The sequence below is a fragment of the Saccharothrix sp. AJ9571 genome (assembly GCF_021725495.1).
Lineage (GTDB): Bacteria > Actinomycetota > Actinomycetes > Mycobacteriales > Pseudonocardiaceae > Amycolatopsis > Amycolatopsis magusensis.
The window spans coordinates 7,101,036-7,123,143 of record NZ_CP091382.1; the positions used below are offsets into that span (position 1 = coordinate 7,101,036).

The 22,108-nt window shown below is 65.6% G+C and carries 2 protein-coding genes; both read left to right on the forward strand.

Annotation, left to right across the window (positions count from 1 at the left end; all coding sequences use genetic code 11):
• The first annotated feature begins 9 nt into the window (after nucleotides 1-9).
• Nucleotides 10-21,891, forward strand: a complete 21,882-nt coding sequence (locus L3Q67_RS32350; RefSeq protein WP_499191694.1) for a non-ribosomal peptide synthase/polyketide synthase — start codon at nucleotides 10-12, stop codon at nucleotides 21,889-21,891.
• The gene (locus tag L3Q67_RS32355; protein ID WP_499185220.1) at nucleotides 21,888-22,106 is read left to right on the forward strand and encodes an MbtH family protein; all 219 of its coding nucleotides are present in this window, start codon (nucleotides 21,888-21,890) and stop codon (nucleotides 22,104-22,106) included. The genes L3Q67_RS32350 and L3Q67_RS32355 overlap by 4 nt, the downstream gene beginning before the upstream one ends.
• Nucleotides 22,107-22,108: the final 2 nt, after the last annotated feature.

Below are 22,108 nucleotides of genomic sequence, written 5' to 3' on the forward strand. Positions count from 1 at the left end.
TTGCGGACGGTGTTTCCCGAGGTGGGCGGGGAGCCGTATCAGTTGGTGCTGGGTGCGGATGAGTGTGTGCTGGGGTGGGAGGAGCGGGCTGTTCCGGCTGGCGAGCTGGATGGCATGCTGGATTTAGCAGTGCGGTATGAGTTTGATCTGTCGGTGGAGTTGCCGGTTCGGGTGTGGTTGTTTGAGTGTGGGCCGGATGAGCATGTTCTGTTGGTGTTGTTGCATCACATTGCTGGTGATGGGTGGTCGATGGGGCCGTTGTCGCGTGATGTGCTGGTGGCGTATTCGGCTCGTCGGGATGGGGTTGCTCCGTCGTGGGCGGATCTGCCGGTGCAGTATGCGGATTATACGTTGTGGCAGCGTGAGTTGCTGGGTGACGAGTCTGATCCGGACAGTGTTTTCACCAGGCAGGTGGGGTACTGGCGGGAGCGGCTGGCGGGATTACCGGAGTTGGTGAGTGTGCCGGCGGATCGGCCGCGTCCGCCGGTGTCGTCGTATCGGGGTTCGGTGGTGCGGTTCGATATTGGTGCGGGGTTGCACGCTCGGCTGGGTGAGCTGGCGCGCCGGTCGAATGCGACGGTGTTCATGGTGTTGCAGGCGGGGATGGCGGCGTTGCTGAGCCGGTTGGGTGCGGGTATGGATGTTCCGCTGGGTAGTGGTGTGGCGGGGCGGACGGACACGGCACTGGACGATTTGGTCGGGTTTTTTGTGAATACGTTCGTGTTGCGCACGGATGTGTCGGGTGATCCCTCGTTTGCGGAGTTGGTGGCTCGGGTTCGGGAGGCGAGCCTGGAGGCGTATGCGCATCAGGATGTGCCGTTCGAGCATTTGGTGGAGGTTCTCAATCCGCAGCGGTCGGCGGCTTATCATCCGTTGTTCCAGGTCGCGCTGGTGGTGCAGAGTGCGCCGCGAGGGGAGTTCAGCCTGCCTGGGCTGGATGTGCGTGCCGAGATTCTGAGTACTGGTGCCTCGCGTTTCGATTTGCTGTTTTCGTTGGTGGAAAACCACGACGATACTGGTGCCGCGGCCGGTATTGACGCTTTTATCGAGTATTCGACGGATTTGTTCGATCAGTCGACGGTGGAAACTGTGCTGGCGCGTTGGGTGGGTTTGCTGGAGCAGGTTGTGGTGGCGCCGGAGCGTCGGGTTGGTGCGCTGGAGATTTTGGTGGGTGGTGAGCGGGAGCGGTTGTTGCTGGAGTGGAATGACTCTGCGGTAGACGTTGCCGACGTGGGTGAGACCGCGGTGGGTGGTGCTGTGGTGGATAACGCCGCGGTGGGTGACTCGGCGGTGGGTGTTGCGGGGTTGTTCGCGGAGTGGGTTGTGAGGTCGCCGGGTTCGGTGGCTGTGGTGGGTGGTGGTGGGTGGTTGTCGTATGGGGAGTTGGATGTTCGGGCGAATCGGTTGGCGTGGTGGTTGGTGGAGCGGGGTGTGGGCCCGGACGTGGTTGTGGGGGTGGGCTTCGCACGGTCGGTGGAGTGGGTCGTAGCGGTGCTGGCGGTGTTGAAGGCTGGTGGCGTGTATTTGCCGTTGGATCCGGCGTATCCGGCGGAGCGGATCGGGTTCATGGTCGCTGATGCCGCGCCGGCCTTGGTGCTGGATGCGGACGTCCTGGCCCAGGATTTCTCGCGGTTCCCGGGTACTGCTCCGCCGGTTCGGGCGGGGTCGGGCAGTGCGGCGTATGTGATTTATACGTCGGGTTCGACTGGGGTGCCGAAGGGTGTGGTGGTGTCGCATTCTGGTGTGGCGAGTTTGGTGTTGTCTCAGCGGGAGCGGCTGGGGGTGGATCAGGCCAGTAGGGTGTTGCAGTTTGCGTCGCCGAGTTTTGATGCGGCGGTGTGGGAGTTAGTGATGGCGTTGTGTTCGGGTGCGGCGTTGGTGCTTGCTGACGATGCGGATGGTCCGGATGCTCTGGTGGGCGCGGGGCTGGTGGGGCTGCTGGAGCGGTGTGAGGTTACGCATGTGACGGTGCCGCCTTCGGTGTTAGCGACGGTCCCAGTTGAAGCGGCAGCGTTGTCTGGGTTGGGCACGGTGGTGGTTGCGGGTGAGGTGTGTTCGCCGGAGTTGGTGGCGCGGTGGTCTTCGGGTCGGCGGTTGGTGAATGCGTATGGGCCGACGGAGACGACGGTGTGCGCGACGATGAGCGATCCGCTGTCACTGGATGCGGTGACTGGTGGTGTGGTGCCGGTGGGTGGGCCGGTGGCTAATTCGCGGGTGTATGTACTGGATTCGGGGTTGTGTCCGGTGCCGGTGGGTGTGGTGGGTGAGTTGTATGTGACTGGCGCCAGTCTCGCGCGCGGTTACCTGGGGCGTCCTGCCCTCACGGCGGAGCGGTTTGTGGCGTGTCCGTTTGAGGTGGGTGTGCGGATGTATCGCACGGGTGATGTGGTGCGGTGGCGTGTGGATGGGCAGTTGGAGTTTGTGGGTCGGGCGGATGAGCAGGTGAAGGTGCGGGGTTTCCGGATCGAGCCTGGAGAAATCGAAACTGTTCTCGCTGAGGATCCCGCCGTGCAACAGGCGGTGGTGATCGCCAGGGAAGATACCCCCGGGGATGTTCGCCTGGTGGGGTACGTTGTGCCCGATACTGATGTTCTTGCCGTGTCTGCTCCTGCCGTGGAATCTGCTGGTGTGGTGCAGGTGGGGGAGTGGCGGGATATTTATGAGTCCGTGTACTCGGATTCGGACGGGGTTTTGGGGGAGGATTTTGAGGGGTGGGAGTCGTCGTATTCGAGTGAGCCGATTCCGTTGGCGGAGATGGTGGAGTGGCGGGATGCGGTGGTGGACCGGGTCCGGGAGTTCGGCGCCCGGCGGGTGCTGGAAATTGGCGTGGGGTCGGGGTTGCTGTTGGCGAAGTTGGCCCCTGCGTGTGAGGCGTATTGGGGTACTGATTTTTCGGGTGTGGTGATTGATCGGCTGCGTGGTCAGGTGGCGCAGGCGGGCTTGGGTGATCGGGTGCGGTTGCGGTGTCAGGCCGCGGACGTGGTCGATGGGCTGCCGGTGGGTGTGTTCGACACGGTGGTGATCAACTCGGTGGTGCAGTACTTCCCCGATGGTGGGTATCTGGCCAAGGTGGTGTCGGCCGCGGCGGGGTTGCTGGCCCCGGGTGGGCGGGTGGTGGTCGGGGATGTGCGTCATGCCGGGACGGTACGGTCCCTGCATACCGCGGTTCAGCTGGCCCGCCATCCCGGGATGGACGCGGGTCGGGTGCGGGCGGCGGTGGAGCATGCGGTGATGGTGGAGAAGGAACTGGTGGTGGCACCGGAGTTCTTCACCAGCCTCGCGGAATCTGATTCGCGGATCAGCGGGGTCGATATCCAATTGAAGCGTGGCGAAGCGCACAACGAATTGACCCGCCACCGTTACGAGGTCGTCCTTCACACCACCGACACCCTCACCGACCTGTCTGGTGCACCTCAGCTGCAGTGGGGCGACGATGTGGTTGACGAGGATGCGCTGCGCCAGTTGATCACCACGGCGCAGGGGTCAGTGCGGATTGGCGGGATTCCGAACGCGAGGCTGGCCAGTGAGGCCGCTATCGGAACCATGGACGTGTGGGGTGTGGATCCCGAGGCCATTGTCGAGTGGGGCGAGCGGCAGGGGCGACGGGTGCTGGCGACCTGGTCACCGCAGGCGTCCGATCGGTTCGACGTTGTGGTCATACCTCACGACGACGACGGTGTGGTGGGTGGGGTGTATGTGCCCCGGGATGGTCGTGGTCCGTGGGTGAACAACCCCGCCGGCGCTCGGGGTATCGGCGCGTTGATGACGGCGGCCAAGGCCCGGGTGGCGCGGCAGCTGCCGGAGTTCATGGTGCCCTCGGCGGTGGTCGCGATCGGCGCGGTGCCGCTGACTCCGAACGGCAAACTCGACCGCCGGGCCCTGCCCGCACCCGACTACACGCCCACCCAAGGTGGGCGGGCACCACGCACCCCGCGTGAAGAAATTCTGTGCGGGCTGTTCGCCGAAGTCCTCGGCATCGACCACCTCACCATCGACGACAACTTCTTCGACCTCGGCGGACATTCGTTGCTGACGACCCGGCTCGTCAGCCGCATCCGGACCGTTCTCGGAGCGGAGGTTCCGATCGGTGGAATCTTCGAAAATCCGACCGTCGCGGATCTGACCGAGCACATTGACAAAGTAGGCAAAGCGCGAACCGCCCTGGTGCGAGTGCAACGCCCGGATCTGGTCCCCTTGTCGTTCGCTCAGCAGCGGTTGTGGTTTCTGTACAAGCTCGAGGGTCGTTCGGCGACCTATAACATGCCGCTTGCGCTTCGCCTGAGTGGGGTTCTTGATCGGGAGGCGTTGCGGGCTGCTCTGGTCGATGTGGTTGATCGGCATGAGAGTCTTCGGACGGTGTTTCCCGAGGTTGATGGGGTGCCGTGTCAGAGGGTTCTTGATGTTGGGTGTGGTGAGCTGGTGTGGGAGGCTCGGGCGGTATCGGAGGTGGAGCTTCCGGGAGTGTTGGAGTCTGCCGCGCGGTATGGGTTTGATTTGTCGGTGGAGTTGCCGGTTCGGGTGTGGTTGTTTGAGTGTGGGCCGGATGAGCATGTTTTGTTGGTGTTGTTGCATCACATTGCGGGTGATGGGTGGTCGATGAGGCCGTTGTCGCGTGATGTGCTGGTGGCGTATTCGGCTCGTCGGGATGGGGTTGTTCCGTCGTGGGTGGGGTTGCCGGTGCAGTATGCGGATTATGCGTTGTGGCAGCGTGAGTTGCTGGGTGATGAGTCTGATCCGGATAGTGTGTTCGCGCGGCAGGTGGGGTATTGGGCGGAGCAGTTGGCGGGGTTGCCTGAGCAGATTGTTTTGCCGGCTGATCGGCCGCGTCCGGCGGTGGCGTCGTATCGGGGTTCGTATGTGACGTTTGAGTTGGATGCGTCGTTGCATCGGGGTTTGGCTGGGTTGGCGCGGGAGTCCGGTGCGACGGTGTTCATGGTGTTGCAGGCGGCGATGGCGGCGTTTTTGACCAGGTTGGGTGCGGGTACGGATATTCCGTTGGGGTCGCCGATCGCGGGTCGGATGGATGACGCTCTTGATGATCTTGTCGGGTTTTTTGTCAATACGCTGGTGTTGCGGACCGATACTTCGGGGGATCCGACGTTCGCTGAGCTTGTTGAGCGTGTGCGTCAGACCAGTCTTGCTGCGTATGCCAATCAGGATGTGCCTTTCGAGCATCTGGTCGAGGTACTCAACCCCGCACGGTCCACCGCACACCACCCCCTCTTCCAGGTGATGTTCGCCCTGCAGAACGCGCCAGGTACGAGTTTCCAGCTGCCTGGATTGGACATCACCGCCGAAGGCATCGACCTCGGTGTATCCAAAGTCGACCTCTCGATTCACGTGACCGAGCGCGAGGGCGGCGACGGCGATCCGGCAGGTGTCGCGGTCTTGGCGGAATACGACACGGACCTGTTCGACGAGGAGACGGTGAAGGGATTACTGATTCGGTGGGCCCATTCGATCGAACAGTTCGCCGCGTCCCCTGGACAGCCGATCGGGCGGGCCGACCTCTTCATTGCGGACGAGCGAAACCAAATACTTTCAGCCTGGAACAATACGACGGCCGAGCTGACTCAGAACTCGCTGCTGGGCTTGTTCGCGGAACGAGTTAACCGTGCGCCGGGCGCGACCGCGCTGGTGTGTGGCCCGGATTCGCTGACGTACGGAGAACTGAACACCAGGGCGAACCAGGTCGCGCACTGGCTCATCGACCAGGGCGTGGTGCCCGAGGACGTGGTGGCGGTCCTGCTGCCGAGGTCGGCAGACTTGGTGGTAGCGGTGCTCGCGGTGTTGAAATCCGGTGCCGCCTATCTGCCGGTAGACCCCGGATACCCCGCAGAGCGCATCGAGTTCATGCTCGCCGACGCTAAACCGGTTCTCACACTAGATGAGGCGTCGATCCATCAGGATCTCACTGACTATTCGAACATCGATCCGTCGGTGCCGACCGAGTTGACGAATCCCGCGTATGTGATCTACACATCGGGGTCGACCGGTATGCCCAAGGGCGTTGTGGTTTCGCACACGGGTATCGCGAGCCTGGCGATCACGCAGATCGATCGACTCGGAGTCACCGAGAACAGCCGGATCATGCAAGCGTCATCGCCGAGTTTCGATGTCTCGTTCGCGGATCTGTGCACGGCGTTGTGTGCCGGTGCGGCGCTGGTTCTCCCAGAGTCGGCTTGGGCGGCAGGCGAAGAACTCACGACGACGCTGGCGGACCAGTCAGTGACCCACGTGCAGCTGCCGGTGTCTTTGCTAGCCACGATTCCCGCGGGGGTCGCTCTGCCCGATCTGACGACCGTGGTCATGGGCGGCGAAGTGTGCCCGCCGGACTTGGTGGCGCGATGGTCGGCTGGGCGCCGGCTGGTCAACGCGTACGGGCCGACCGAGACCACGGTGTGCGTGACGATGAGTGAGTCGCTGGCGGGTATGGCGGCGCCGATCGGCCGGCCGGGTGTCAACTGCCGGGTGTACGTGTTGGATTCGGGGTTGTGTCCGGTGCCGGTGGGTGTGGTGGGTGAGTTGTATGTGGCTGGTGTGCAGTTGGCTCGCGGTTACTTGGGCCGTGCTGCGCTGACGGCGGAGCGGTTTGTGGCGTGTCCGTTTGAGGTGGGTGTGCGGATGTATCGCACGGGTGATGTGGTGCGGTGGCGTGCGGACGGGCAGTTGGAGTTCGTGGGTCGGGCTGATGATCAGGTCAAGGTGCGCGGTTTCCGGATCGAGCCTGGGGAAGTCGAAGCGGTTCTCGCTGAAGACCCCACCGTGCGCCAGGCGGTGGTGATCGCACGAGAAGACACCGTCGGTGATGTCCGTCTGGTGGCGTATGTGGTGCCGGAGTCGGGGGTGGGTGTGGATGGGCGGGGGCTGTTGGGGTCGGTGGCGGGTCGGTTGCCGGAGTACATGGTGCCGTCGGTGGTGGTGGAGATTGAGTCGGTGCCGTTGACGCCGAACGGGAAGCTGGATCGGCGGGCGTTGCCGGTGCCGGAGGTTTCCGGCGTGGGTGGGGGTCGTGCGCCGGGGACGCCGCAGGAAGAAGTGCTGTGTGGACTGTTCGCCGAGGTGCTCGGAGTGGACCGCGTTGGTGTGGACGACAGCTTTTTCGACCTGGGTGGGCATTCACTGCTGGCGACGCGGCTGGTGAGCCGGGTCCGTAGCGTGCTTGATACCGAGCTGCCCATCGCCGCGGTTTTCGACACCCCTACCGTCGCTACCCTCGCACCCCGACTCGACTCCGCCAGCCGGGTCCGGACAGCGCTCACCCCGATGCCACGACCGGATCTCATTCCACTCTCGTTCGCTCAGCAGCGATTGTGGTTCCTCCACAAACTCGAAGGCCGTTCGGCGACTTATAACATGCCGCTGGCCCTGCGGCTCTCGGGCGAGGTGGATCGGGAGGCATTGCGGACGGCGCTGACGGATGTGGTTGGTCGGCATGAGTCGTTGCGGACCGTATTCGCCGAAGTTGACGGCGTGTCGCGGCAGGTGATTGTGCCGGCGGGCGAGTTCGAGCTGGATTGGGAGTCCCGGCAGGTGCGCGAGGTCGAGTTGGCCGGAGCGCTGCACGAGGTGGCTGGGTATGGGTTCGATCTTTCTGTTGAGTTGCCGGTGCGGGGCCGGTTGTTCGAGTTGCCCGGTGGGGATTGTGTGTTGTTGGTGTTGTTGCATCACATTGCGGGTGATGGGTGGTCGATGGGGCCGTTGTCGCGTGATGTGCTGGTGGCGTATTCGGCGAGGGTGAGTGGGGTTGCTCCGTCGTGGGTGGGGTTGCCGGTGCAGTATGCGGATTATGCGTTGTGGCAGCGTGAGTTGCTGGGTGATGAGTCTGATCCGGATAGTGTGTTCGCGCGGCAGGTGGGGTATTGGGCGGGGCAGTTGGCGGGGTTGCCTGAGCAGATTGTTTTGCCGGCTGATCGGCCGCGTCCGGCGGTGGCGTCGTATCGGGGTTCGTATGTGACGTTTGAGTTGGGTGCGTCGTTGCATCGGGGTTTGGTTGGGTTGGCGCGGGAGTCCGGTGCGACGGTGTTCATGGTGTTGCAGGCGGCGATGGCGGCGTTTTTGACCAGGTTGGGTGCGGGTACGGATATTCCGTTGGGTTCGCCGATCGCGGGTCGGATGGATGACGCTCTTGATGATCTTGTCGGGTTTTTTGTCAATACGCTGGTGTTGCGGACCGATACTTCGGGGGATCCGACGTTTGCTGAGCTTGTTGAGCGGGTGCGTCAGACCAGTCTTGCTGCTTATGCCAATCAGGATGTGCCTTTCGAGCATCTGGTCGAGGTACTCAACCCCGCACGGTCCACCGCACACCACCCCCTCTTCCAAGTGATTCTTGGGTTGCAGAACGTGCCGGAGGCGAACTTCGAACTTCCCGGTCTGCGGATCAGCGCTGAACCGGTGGATCTGGACATGGCCAAGGTGGACTTGGAGATCAGCGTCGTCGAGCGCCGGGGCGACGCGGGCCCTGCGGGCGTCGAGCTGATGGTGGAGTATTCGTCGGACTTGTTTGATCGGTCGACGGTCGAGGGGTTTCTGGCTCGTTGGGTGGGTTTGTTGGAGCAGGTTGTGGTGGCGCCGGATCGCCAGGTTGGTGCGCTGGATGTTTTGGTGGCGGGTGAGCGGGATCGGTTGTTGTTGGGTTGGAATGACACCGCGGTGGATGTTGGTGGTCGCGGTCTGGTGGGGTTGTTTGGGGAGTGGGTTGTGAGGTCGCCGGGTTCGGTGGCGGTGGTGTGTGGTGGTGGGTGGTTGTCGTATGGGGAGTTGGATGTTCGGGCGAATCGGCTGGCGTGGTGGTTGGTGGAGCGGGGTGTGGGCCCGGACGTGGTTGTGGGGGTGGGCTTCGCGCGGTCGGTGGAGTGGGTCGTAGCGGTGCTGGCGGTGTTGAAGGCTGGTGGCGTGTATTTGCCGTTGGATCCGGCGTATCCGGCGGAGCGGATCGGGTTCATGGTCGCTGATGCCGCGCCGGCCTTGGTGCTGGATGCGGACGTCCTGGCCCAGGATTTCTCGCGGTTCCCGGAGGGTGCTCCGCGGGTGCGGGCCGGTTTGGATAGTGCGGCGTATGTGATTTATACGTCGGGTTCGACTGGTGTGCCGAAGGGTGTGGTGGTGTCGCATTCTGGTGTGGCGAGTTTGGTGTTGTCTCAGCGGGAGCGGCTGGGGGTGGATCAGGCCAGTAGGGTGTTGCAGTTCGCGTCGCCGAGTTTTGATGCGGCGGTGTGGGAACTGATGATGGCGCTGTGTTCGGGTGCGGCGCTGGTGGTCGTCGACGATCCGGATGCTCTGGTGGGTGGGGGGCTGGCTGGGCTGCTGGAGCGGTGTGAGGTTACGCATGTGACGGTGCCGCCTTCGGTGTTGGCGACGGTCCCAGTTGAAGCGGCAGCGTTGTCTGGGTTGGGCACGGTGGTGGTTGCGGGTGAGGTGTGTTCGCCGGAGTTGGTGGCGCGGTGGTCGACCGGACGCAGGTTGATTAACGCGTATGGGCCGACGGAGACGACGGTGTGCGCGACGATGAGCGACCCGTTGTCTCCGGAGACGGCTGGTGTGGTGCCGGTGGGCGCCCCGGTCAGCAACTCGCGGGTGTATGTGCTGGATGCGGGGTTGTGTCCGGTGCCGGTGGGTGTGCTGGGTGAGTTGTATGTGACTGGTGCGAGCCTGGCCCGGGGTTATCTGGGGCGTCCTGCCCTCACGGCGGAGCGGTTTGTGGCGTGTCCGTTTGAGGTGGGTGTGCGGATGTATCGCACGGGTGATGTGGTGCGCTGGCGTGCGGATGGGCAGTTGGAGTTCGCAGGCCGCGCGGACGAGCAGGTCAAGGTCCGGGGTTTCCGGATTGAGCCTGGTGAGGTCGAGGCGGTGCTGGCTGAGGATCCGGCGGTGCGCCAGGCGGTGGTGATCGCACGAGAAGACACCGTCGGTGATGTCCGGCTGGTGGCGTATGTGGTGCCGGAGTCCGGGGTGGGTGTGGATGGGCTGGGGCTGTTGGGGTCGGTGGCGGGTCGGTTGCCGGAGTACATGGTGCCGTCGGCAGTGGTGGAGATCGGTGCGGTGCCGTTGACGCCGAACGGGAAGCTGGACCGGCGCGCATTGCCTGTCCCTGACTTCTCGACCGAGGAGGCGAGTCGAGCCCCTTCGACCGCGGCTGAGAAGGTCCTTTGTGGACTTTTCGCCGAGGTGCTGGGGGTGGAGCGGGTCGGCGTTGATGACAGCTTTTTCGATCTGGGTGGGCATTCGCTGCTGGCGACGCGGCTGGTGAGCCGGGTCCGTAGCGTGCTCGATACCGAACTGCCATTCGGGTTGCTGTTCGAATCACCGACGGTGGGCGAATTGGCCCGCCGGTTGGACCTGGGTGACCGGGTCCGCGCCGCGCTCACCCCGATGCGGCGACCGGAATTCGTTCCACTCTCGTTCGCTCAGCAGCGGTTGTGGTTTCTGTACAAGCTCGAGGGTCGTTCGGCGACCTATAACATGCCGCTTGCGCTTCGCCTGAGTGGGGTTCTTGATCGGGAGGCGTTGCGGGCTGCTCTGGTCGATGTGGTTGATCGGCATGAGAGTCTTCGGACGGTGTTTCCCGAGGTTGATGGGGTGCCGTGTCAGAGGGTTCTTGATGTTGGGTGTGGTGAGCTGGTGTGGGAGGCTCGGGCGGTATCGGAGGTGGAGCTTCCGGGAGTGTTGGAGTCTGCCGCGCGGTATGGGTTTGATTTGTCGGTGGAGTTGCCGGTTCGGGTGTGGTTGTTTGAGTGTGGGCCGGATGAGCATGTTTTGTTGGTGTTGTTGCATCACATTGCGGGTGATGGGTGGTCGATGGGGCCGTTGTCGCGTGATGTGCTGGTGGCGTATTCGGCGAGGGTGAGTGGGGTTGCTCCGTCGTGGGTGGGGTTGCCGGTGCAGTATGCGGATTATGCGTTGTGGCAGCGTGAGTTGCTGGGTGATGAGTCTGATCCGGATAGTGTGTTCGCCCGGCAGGTGGGGTATTGGGCGGAGCAGTTGGCGGGGTTGCCTGAGCAGATTGTTTTGCCGGCTGATCGGCCGCGTCCGGCGGTGGCGTCGTATCGGGGTTCGTATGTGACGTTTGAGTTGGATGCGTCGTTGCATCGGGGTTTGGCTGGGTTGGCGCGGGAGTCCGGTGCGACGGTGTTCATGGTGTTGCAGGCGGCGATGGCGGCGTTTTTGACCAGGTTGGGTGCGGGTACGGATATTCCGTTGGGTTCGCCGATCGCGGGTCGGATGGATGACGCTCTTGATGATCTTGTCGGGTTTTTTGTCAATACGCTGGTGTTGCGGACCGATACTTCGGGGGATCCGACGTTCGCTGAGCTTGTTGAGCGGGTGCGTCAGACCAGTCTTGCTGCTTATGCCAATCAGGATGTGCCTTTCGAGCATCTGGTCGAGGTACTCAACCCCGCACGGTCCACCGCACACCACCCCCTCTTCCAAGTGATGCTGGTGCTGCAGGACAACCCGAGCGGTCAGTTCGAGTTCCCTGGCTTGCGGGTCGGCGAGGAACAGATCGGAATCGACGTCGCCAAGGTCGATCTCTCGGTCAATCTGATTGAGCACTACGACGCCGAGGGCGTGGCCGCAGGGGTCAGCGGCTCGATGAAATACGCCGTGGACCTTTTCGACGAGAAGACGATCGAGGGACTGCTGGCGCGCTGGACGCGTCTGCTCGAGCAGTTCGCGGCGTCGCCTTCGCGACCGATCGGGCAGACGGAAGTCCTGACCATCGCTGAGCAGACGCAATTGATCACCGGCTGGAACGACACCACCGTCGGCACACCGGACGAGTCACTGGCCGAACTGTTCCAGGTGCAGGTTCGGCGCGCTCCGGATGCCGGCGCACTGATCTGCGGCCAGGAGTCGGTGACCTATGGGGAACTGAACGCCAGGGCCAACCGGCTGGCGCACTGGCTCATCGAGCAAGGTGTCGGCCCGGAGCAGGTAGTTGCCGTGCTGCTGCCGCGATCGGTCGATGTGGTCGTCGCCTTGCTCGCAGTGCTGAAGGCCGGTGGCGCCTACCTCCCGGTGGATCCGGCTTACCCGCCGGCCCGCGTGCGATTCATGTTCGAGGACGCGCAACCGGTTCTGGTTCTGGACGAGGACACGCTGCGTCAGGACTTCAGTGGCTATTCGGCAACCAACCCGCCCCGCCGGAGCAGACCGTCGCACCCCGCCTACGTGATCTACACCTCCGGATCGACCGGCACGCCCAAGGGCGTCGTGGTGGAGCACCGCGCGGTGATGAACTACCTCAATTGGTCGGCACATCACTACCCGGCGGCGCGCGGCACCACGTTGGTCCCTTCACCGATCGCCTTCGACCTCACGATCACGGGCTTGTTCACCACGCTCGTCGTCGGCGGGCGGGTTCACCTCGCCGGGCTGGACGAGCGGCCCGCCGGCGACGCGAGTATTCCGTTGTCGCTGCTCAAGGTCACCCCGTCGCACCTTCCGCTGCTGAACGAACTGCCGGACGGCCGATCGCCGGGTGAGACGCTCATTCTCGGTGGTGAGGCCTTGACCGTCGAAATGCTCGCGTCGTGGCGTGAGCGGCATCCGGACGTGACCGTCGTGAACGCGTACGGGCCGACGGAACTGACCGTCAACTGCACCGAATACCGGATCAAGCCACACGAGCGGCTGCCGTCCGGCCGGGTGCCGATCGGCCGCCCGTTCTGGAACATGCGCACCTACGTGCTGGATTCGGGGTTGTGTCCGGTGCCGGTGGGTGTGGTGGGTGAGTTGTATGTGGCTGGTGTGCAGTTGGCGCGGGGTTACCTGGGCCGTGCTGCGCTGACGGCGGAGCGGTTTGTGGCGTGTCCGTTTGAGTCGGGCGTGCGGATGTATCGCACGGGTGATGTGGTGCGGTGGCGTGCGGACGGGCAGTTGGAGTTCGTGGGTCGGGCTGATGATCAGATCAAAGTGCGCGGTTTCCGGATCGAACCTGGGGAAATCGAAGCGGTTCTCGCTGAAGACCCCGCCGTGCGCCAGGTGGTGGTGATCGCGCGGGAGGACGTTCCCGGTGATGTCCGTCTGGTGGCGTATGTGGTGCCGGAGTCGGGGGTGGGTGTGGATGGGCGGGGGCTGTTGGGGTCGGTGGCGGGTCGGTTGCCGGAGTACATGGTGCCGTCGGCAGTGGTGGAGATTGAGTCGGTGCCGTTGACGCCGAACGGGAAGCTGGATCGGCGGGCGTTGCCGGTGCCGGAGGTTTCCGGGGTGGGTGGGGGTCGTGCGCCGGGGACGCCGCAGGAAGAAGTGCTGTGTGGACTGTTCGCCGAGGTGCTCGGAGTGGACCGCGTCGGTGTGGACGACAGCTTTTTCGACCTGGGTGGGCATTCACTGCTGGCGACGCGGCTGGTGAGCCGGGTCCGTAGCGTGCTTGATACCGAGCTGCCCATCGCCGCGGTTTTCGATACCCCTACCGTCGCTACCCTCGCCCCCCGACTCGACTCCGCCAGCCGGGTCCGGACAGCGCTCACCCCGATGCCACGACCGGATCTCATCCCACTCTCGTTCGCCCAGCAGCGATTGTGGTTCCTCCACAAACTCGAAGGCCGGTCCGCGACCTACAACTGGCCGCTGGCCCTGCGGTTGTCCGCGAAGGTCGACCACCAAGCCTTGAGCGAGGCATTGCGCGACGTGGTGGGCAGGCACGAGCCCCTGCGCACCATCTTCCCCGAGGTCGACGGCCAGCCGCACCAGGTGGTACTCGCTCTCGCCGAAGCGCAACCGGAACTGCGGGTTACCACCGTCCACCCGGCCCAGCTCGATAGCGCCGTGCGCCAGGCCTTGAGTCACACGTTCGACCTGCTCACCGAGCCACCCGTGCGCGCCTGGCTGTTCGTGCCGGAGGCGGAAGCGGCCGAGCCCGTGCTCGTCGTGCTCACGCACCACATCGCGGGTGACGGAGCGTCAAGGGCTCCCTTGATGCGTGATCTCGCCGAGGCCTACCGGGCCCGGCTGAGCGGTACCGACCCAACTTGGCCCGCGCTTCCCGTGCAGTACGTCGATTACGCGATCTGGCAACAGGAACTCTTCGGCCGGATCGAGGACGAGGACAGCCTGGTGTCGCGTCAGCTGTCGTACTGGACGAGCGCGCTCGACGGTATCCCGGCGCAACTCGAACTGCCCGCCGATCACCCGAGGCCAACGATCGCGAGCTACCACGGCGATCGGGTGAGCTTCGAACTCGACGCCCGATTGCACACGGCGCTGCGCGAGGTGGCGGCGAAGAACCAAGCCACGGTCTTCATGGTCCTGCAGGCCGGCTTCGCCGCGCTGCTCACCCGCGTCGGTGCGGGGACCGATGTGCCGATCGGCGTCCCGGTGGCGGGCCGGACCGACGACGGTCTTCGCGACATGGTCGGCTTCTTCGTCAACACGTTGGTGCTCCGTTCGGACACCGCGGGCAATCCGCGGTTCACGGAACTCATCGAACGGACCCGGGCGAGAGCCCTCGGTGCGTACGCCAACCAGGACCTCCCCTTCGAATACCTGGTGGAGGCGATCAACCCGACCCGGTCCCTGGCCAGCAACGCCCTGTTCCAGGTGATGTTCGCGCTCCAGAACGTGGACACCCCGGCGGCCGGGACCGGAGACTTCGTGGCCGCGCCCTACCCGCTGGAAAGTGACAACGCCAAGTTCGACCTGTTCTTGAGCATGGTCGAGCGGAACGACGACAGCGGTTCCCCGGACGGCCTGCTCGGTTCACTGGAATACGCCACCGAACTCTTCGAACGCGAAACCGTCGAGCGACTCGTCGAGTGGTTCGGCAACGTCCTCCGCGCGCTGGTGCTGGATCCCTCCACCAGGATCGGGCAGGTCGACCTGCTCTCGCCGGAGGAATGCCACGAATTGCTGGTCGCCAGGAACGCCACCGTCGCCGTGGCACCAAAAGGGTGGACGCACGAGCGGTTCGAGTGGCAGGCGGCGCGGACCCCGGACGCGCTGGCGGTGCGCTGCGGCGGCGAGGAACTCACCTACACCCGACTCAACGATCGAGCCAACCGGCTCGCCCGGTACCTGATCGGCGAGCGGATCGGCAGTGAGCAGATCGTCGCGCTGGCCACGCCGCGGTCGGTGGACATGGTCGTGGCGATGCTGGCCGTGCTGAAGTCGGGCGCCGGCTACCTGCCGATCGACTTCAGCCAGCCCGCCGAGCGACTGGCGTTCCTGCTCGGTGACGCGGCTCCGGCAGCACTGATCACGACCGAGGCCGTGCGTCGCGGACTGCCGGAACTGGCCACCACACCCGCCATCGTGCTCGGTGACGCCGCCATGGAGCGGACCCTGGCCGGGTTCGGCACGGCCGATGTGACCGATGCCGAGCGGTTGATGCCGATCTCGCCCGGTAACGCCGCGTACGTCATTTACACCTCCGGTTCTACTGGACGCCCCAAGGGAGTGGTGATCTCGCACGCGAGCCTCGCCAACTTCCTCGACGGCCTCGATGCCCGCATTCCGTTGACCGCGCGGGACCTGGTGGTGGCGGCGACCACGATCGCCTTCGACATCGCGGCGGTGGAGATCTACTCCCCGTTGCTGTGCGGTGGCAGTGTCGTGGTCGCGGGCACGGAAGTCGTGAAGGACCCGGACGCGCTGTCCGCATTGGTGGCGGACAGCGGAGCGACGGTGTTCCAGGCGACTCCGTCGCTGTACCGGCCGATGCTGGCGACCGCGGCCGAGCGGCTGCGTGGAGTGCGTCTGCTCGTCGGCGGTGAACCTCTGCCGATCGATATCGCCGGACAGCTACGGGCCGTCGGCGCCGAGGTGCTGAACCTGTACGGGCCGACCGAGAGCACTGTCTGGAACACCGTCGGCGAGGTGACCTCGGCGGACCGGGTACCGCTGATCGGCACTCCGATGCGAAACACCCAGGTCTACGTACTGGACCGCGCCCTGCAGCCGGTACCGCCGGGTGTTGTCGGCGAACTGTACGTGGCCGGCGTGGCGCTGGCCCGCGGTTACCTCAACCGTCCTTCGCTGACCGCCGAACGGTTCGTGGCCAGCCCGTTCGGCGGTCCGGGGGCCAGGATGTACCGCACCGGTGACCTGGTGCGGTGGCGCTCGACGGGGCTCGACTTCGTCGGCAGGGTGGACCACCAGGTCAAAGTCCGCGGCTTCCGGATCGAGCTGGGCGAGATCGAGGCGGCCCTCATCCGGCAGGACGGGATCGCCTCGGCGACGGTGCTGGTCCGCGAGGACGTCCCCGGCGACCCGAAGCTGGCAGCTTATGTCGTACCAGAGCGGGAATGGGCCGATGCCGGGGAAGCCGGGGCACAGGACGAGCAGGTCGGAGCCTGGCAGGAGGTCTACGACTCGGCTTACCGCAATCAGGCCGACAACGGCGGGTCCTGGCAGAACTTCGGTATCTGGACCAGCAGCTACGACGGCGGCCGGATCCCGAACGAGGAGATGCTCGAGTGGCGGTCGGCCGCGGTCGAAGAGATCCTTCGGCTGGAGCCGCGGAACGTGCTCGAGATCGGCGTCGGCAACGGGCTGATCCTCGCCGAGCTGGCCCCGCACTGCGCTGTCTACACCGGGACGGACTTCTCGGCTTCGGCGATAGCGGATTTGCGTGCTCATGTGTCGACCATGGATGAGATAGCCGATCGGGTCGATTTGCGGGTGCTGGCCGCGGACGATCTTTCGAGCCTGCCCAAGGGCCTCTACGACACCATCGTGCTGAATTCGGTGGTCCAGTATTTCCCCAGGGCGCACTACCTGCTCGACGTCATCGCAGGCTGCCTGGACCTGCTGGTACCCGGCGGCAAGCTCTACCTCGGTGACATCCGGAACCTGCGCCTGCTGCGGTGCCTGCAGGCGGGGGTGGTGTGCCAGGACCTTCCGGAGGACGCCGACGTGCCCACGCTCCGGGCCCGGGTCGAGCAAAAGGTCGCCGGTGAGGAGGAACTGCTGCTCTCACCGGACTTCTTCGTCGCGTTGAGCGAAACCGTCGCCGAGATCGGCGGCGTCGACATCAGACTCAAGCGGGCCGGTTACCACAACGAGCTTTCCCGGTATCGCTACGAGGTCGTGATCTGCAAGGCACCGTTCGCGCCGGTCGAGGTCGGCCGATTGCCGGAACTGTACTGGAGCGAAACGGAAACCGTGCTCGCGGAGGCGTTGCGATCGAATCCCGCCGGGCTGCGCGTGAGCGGAGTTCCCAACGACCGGACGCAGGCCGACTTCACCGCCATGCGGGGGCTGGACTCCGGGAAGATCCTCGACCGGACCGGCACCGGGGTGGATCCTGAGACGCTGCACGATTTCGCGGCCGAACTGGGCTTCCGCACCGTCACCACCTGGTCGAACACGGGGCACGACAATCTCTTCGACGTGGTCTTCCTGCCCGAGGCCACGACCGGCCCGGTGGCCGCGTACCGCGGCACGGCACCCGGTACGGATCCGATGGCGCACGCCAACAGCCCGGCTAGGTCGCGCTGGCTCGTGGAGCTGAACCGGGACCTGCGCTCGCGGTTACGCCGATGGTTGCCCGAATACATGGTGCCCTCGGCGTTCGTGGTCCTCGACGAATTTCCGTTGTCGCCGATCGGCAAGCTGGACCGGGCGGCGCTGCCGGTGCCGGACTACGGCGCGCTGAGCACCGGCAGGCAGCCGCGAACCGCGCGTGAGGAACTGCTGTGCGGCCTGTTCGCCGAGGTGCTCGGTCTCGACCGGGTCGGCATCGACGACAGCTTCTTCGACCTCGGTGGGCATTCGCTACTGGCGACTCGGCTGGTCAGCCGGATCCGCGTCGCCTTCGACGCGGAGGTCGCCATCGGCGTGGTGTTCGAGGATCCCACCGTGGCCGGTCTCGCCCGGCGGATCGCCGGTGGGGCCAGAACCCGGGGGCCGCTGACATCGATGCCGCGACCGGACGTGGTGCCGTTGTCCTTCGCGCAGCGGCGGTTGTGGTTCCTGCACAAGCTGGAAGGGGTGTCGGCGACCTACAACATGCCGCTGGCGCTGCGCATCTCGGGTGAGGTCGACCGGACCGCCCTTCGCGCCGGACTGGAGGACGTACTCGCGCGGCACGAATCGTTGCGCACGGTTTTCCCGGAGGTCGACGGAGAACCGCGGCAGCGGCTGCTCACCCCGGCGGAGGCCGATCTCTGCTGGACGACGCGCGTGGTGTCCGAGGCCGCTCTCCCGAACGTCCTCGGCGAGGCGGCACAGCACGGGTTCGACCTGTCAGCCGAGATACCCGTCCGCGTGTGGCAGTTCGACATCGAGGGCGGCGACGAGAGCGTGCTGTTGCTGCTGTTGCACCACATCGCGGGCGACGCCTGGTCCGTCGGCCCGCTGATGCGGGACCTGTCCGCGGCCTACTCCGCGCGGTGCGAGTGCACCGCGCCGGAGTGGCCGGAACTGCCGGTGCAGTACGCGGATTACACGCTGTGGCAGCGGGAAGTGCTCGGTACCGAAGACGATCCGGACAGTGTGCTCGCCGGTCAGGTGCGATTCTGGCGGGAGACGCTGGACGGCGCGCCTGAGGAAACGGTGCTGCCGGTCGACCGGCACCGCACGGCCCAGGCCGACTATCAGGGTGGGCTGGTCGACTTCGAGTTGCCCGCCACGCTGCACCGGCGGCTCGCCGCCACCGCGGCGGACTCGGGCGCGAGCGTTTTCATGGTGCTGCAGTCCGCCGTGGCGGTGCTGCTGTCCCGGCTGGGCGCAGGCACTGACATCGTGCTGGGCACGCCCATCGCGGGCCGCGTCGACGCGGCGCTGGAGTCCTTGGTCGGCTTCTTCGTCAACACGTTGCCCCTGCGGACGGATCTGTCCGGGGACCCTGCCTTCGGTGAGGTGATCGCCCGGGTCCGCGAGGCCGACCTCGCCGCGTACGCCAACCAGGACCTGCCGTTCGAGCGGCTGGTCGAGTTGCTCAACCCGCGGCGGGTCCCGGCCCGGCACCCGTTGTTCCAGGTGATGGTGGACGCGGGCACCACCGCGACCGGCACCGCGGCGGCACCGGGGTTCACCGCCGAGGAAACGGTGGCCGAGACCCGAGCGGCCAAGTTCGACCTGGACTTCACCTTCACCGAGCGCTACGCCGAAGACGGCACCCCGGCCGGGGTGGTGTGCGTGCTGCGGTATGCCACCGACCTCTTCGACCACGAGACCGTGATGGCGATCGGGGCCAGGTTCGCCGCGGTGGTCGACGCGGTGATCACCGATCCTCGGCTGCGGCTGAGTCAGGTGGATGTCCTGACTGAAACCGAGCGAGGCCTGCTGCTCACCGGGGAGTGGAACGGCGATGTCCGCCCGGTCCCCGCCGCGACGGTGGTGGATCAGTTCGAAAAGCGGGCCGCGGCGGCAGCGGATCTCATCGCAGTGGTCGCCGGGGACGGTTCGCTGAGCTACCGGGAGCTGAACGGCAGGGCAAACCGGCTCGCCAGGTACCTGATCGGTGCGGGCGCAGGACCGGAACGGCTGGTGGCGTTGGCGCTGCCGAGGACGACAGACCTGGTCGTCGGCTTGCTGGCGGTGCTGAAGGCAGGCGCCGGGTGCCTGCCCGTCGATCCCGGCTACTCGGCCGAGCGAATCCGGTTCGTCCTCGACGACGCGCGTCCCGTTCTCACCTTGACGCACAGCGGTCTCGCCGGTGTCATCAGCGGTGACCGGCAGGCCGTGGTCATCGACTCGGCCATTGTCGTCGGAGCACTGGACCGGTTGTCGCCGGAGGACGTTCGGGACACCGAGCGGACGAGCCCGCTGCTGCCGTCGCATCCGGCCTATGCCATCTACACCTCTGGATCCACCGGGCAGCCCAAGGCCGTGGTTGTCGAACACCACGCGGTGGCCACACTGCTCGCGGGACATCGGGAAGCGCTGTTCTCCCCGGCCGCGGCGCGCCTGGGGCGCCGGTTGCGTGCCGGGCTGACCGCTTCGTTGTCGTTCGACACTTCCTGGGACGCGATCCTGGCGGTGGTCGACGGCCACGAACTACACGTCGTCGGCGAGGACACCCGCAGGGATGCTGACGCGACGGTGGCCTACGCACGTGAGGCCGGCATCGATTTCATGGATGTGACGCCTTCGTTCGCCGAGGCGTTGCTCTCCGCCGGCCTGTTCGAAGACGGTGCAACGCAGCCGTCGGAGTTCATGGTCGGCGGAGAAGCGATCGGCGAGAACCTGTGGCGACGGTTGCGTGAGCTGCCTGCGACCACGGGATACAACTACTACGGTCCGACCGAGTGCACGGTGGATGCTCTGTCCGCACGGTTCACCGACACCGATCGCCCGGTCGTCGGCCTGCCGCTGGCCAACGTCAAGGCTTACCTGCTGGATTCGGCGCTGCGGCTGGTTCCGCCGGGCGTGGCCGGGGAGCTGTACCTCAGCGGACCCCAGCTGGCTCGTGGCTACCTCGGGCGGGCGGCGCTCACCGCGGAGCGCTTCGTCGCCGATCCCTTCGAGCCGGCCGGCGGCGCCCGGATGTACCGTACCGGCGACGTTATGCGCCGAGGAGCGGACGGCAGGCTCGAATTCCTCGGCCGCGCCGACGAGCAGATCAAGATCCGGGGTTTCCGGATCGAGCCGGGCGAGATCGAGAGCGCGCTGACCGCGCGTCCCGAAGTGATGAGTGCCGTGGTCGTGGCACGCGAGGACACTCCTGGCGACAAACGGCTCGTGGCCTATGTGGTGGGCACCGGGGAAGGGCCGGAACTGCGGTCGTACCTGGCGGAGCGGCTGCCGGAGCACCTGGTGCCGTCCGCCGTCGTGCCGATCGAGCGAATCCCCCTGACCGTCAACGGCAAGCTCGACCGCCATGCCCTGCCGTCGCCCGGGTACGTGAGGCTGCCGGGTGGCCGTGCACCTCGCACGCCGCGTGAAGAGGTGCTGTGCGAACTGTTCGCCGAGGTCCTCGGGCTGCCGCAGGTCGGTGTCGAGGACGGTTTCTTCGACCTCGGCGGTCATTCGCTGCTCGCCACCCGCCTGGTCGAGCGGTTCCGGAGCGTGCTCGGCGTCGACCTGCCGATCAGGGTGGTCTTCGAGGCACCGACCGTCGCCGGCCTGAGCCGGTGGATGGACGGTGACTCCGGGGCGAACGCGCTGGACGTGCTCCTCCCGCTACGGGCGCGGGGAGACCGGCACCCGCTCTTCTGCGTGCACGCGACCAGCGGTATGAGCTGGCCGTATTCCGGGCTGCTGCGTTACCTGGACCGGGGCATTCCGGTCTACGGGCTGCAGGCAAGGGGGCTGACCGGTATCGAGCCGCTGCCGGACTCGATCACGGCGGTGGCCGAGGACTACGTGGAGCAGATCCTCCGGGTTCAGCCGGCCGGGCCGTACTACCTGCTCGGCTGGTCGCTCGGCGGGATCGTCGCGCACACGATCGCCGAACGGCTCGAACGGCGTGGCCACGAAGTCGGCCTCCTCGTGTTGCTCGACTGCAAACCGGCCAGGACCCTCGACCAGGACGAGGTGGAACGCGGTGTGGCGATGATCGAAACGTCCACGATGTACAGAGGGTTGCTGAATCTCTTCGACGTCGACGTCACGGAGGAAGAGGCGAAATCCCTCAGCCACGACACGGTGGCGGAAATCCTGCGGACCAAGAACACCGCGCTGGCCAGCCTCGACGAGGCCGAGATCCAGGCGATGACGGCCGTGACGATCAACAACGTGCGGATGGAACACCGGCACGTGCACGGGCGGATCGCCGCGGAGACCCTGCTCGTGGCCGCGACGGACGAGGTGGCCGACGTCATCACCGCGGACGCCTGGCGTGATCACATCGACGGCGCGATCGAACTGCGTACCGTCGAATGCAAGCACACGCACATGCTGACCCCGGGGCCACTGGCCGATATCGGGCCGATCGTGGCCGAGAAATTGGACCGGGTAATTCCGGAAAACCCATCAATCACCGAAAGAGGTATGCGCTCATGACCAATCCGTTCGAAGACAACGACGCCACGTTCCTCGTGCTGGTCAACGACGAAGGACAGCATTCACTGTGGCCCTTCTTCGCCGAGGTGCCTGCCGGGTGGACGGTCGCCAAGCAGGAGGACAGTCGCGCGGCCTGCCTGGAATACGTCGAGCAGAACTGGACCGATATGCGCCCGGCGAGCCTGATCAGGGAAATGGAAAAGACGGAATCCTGACC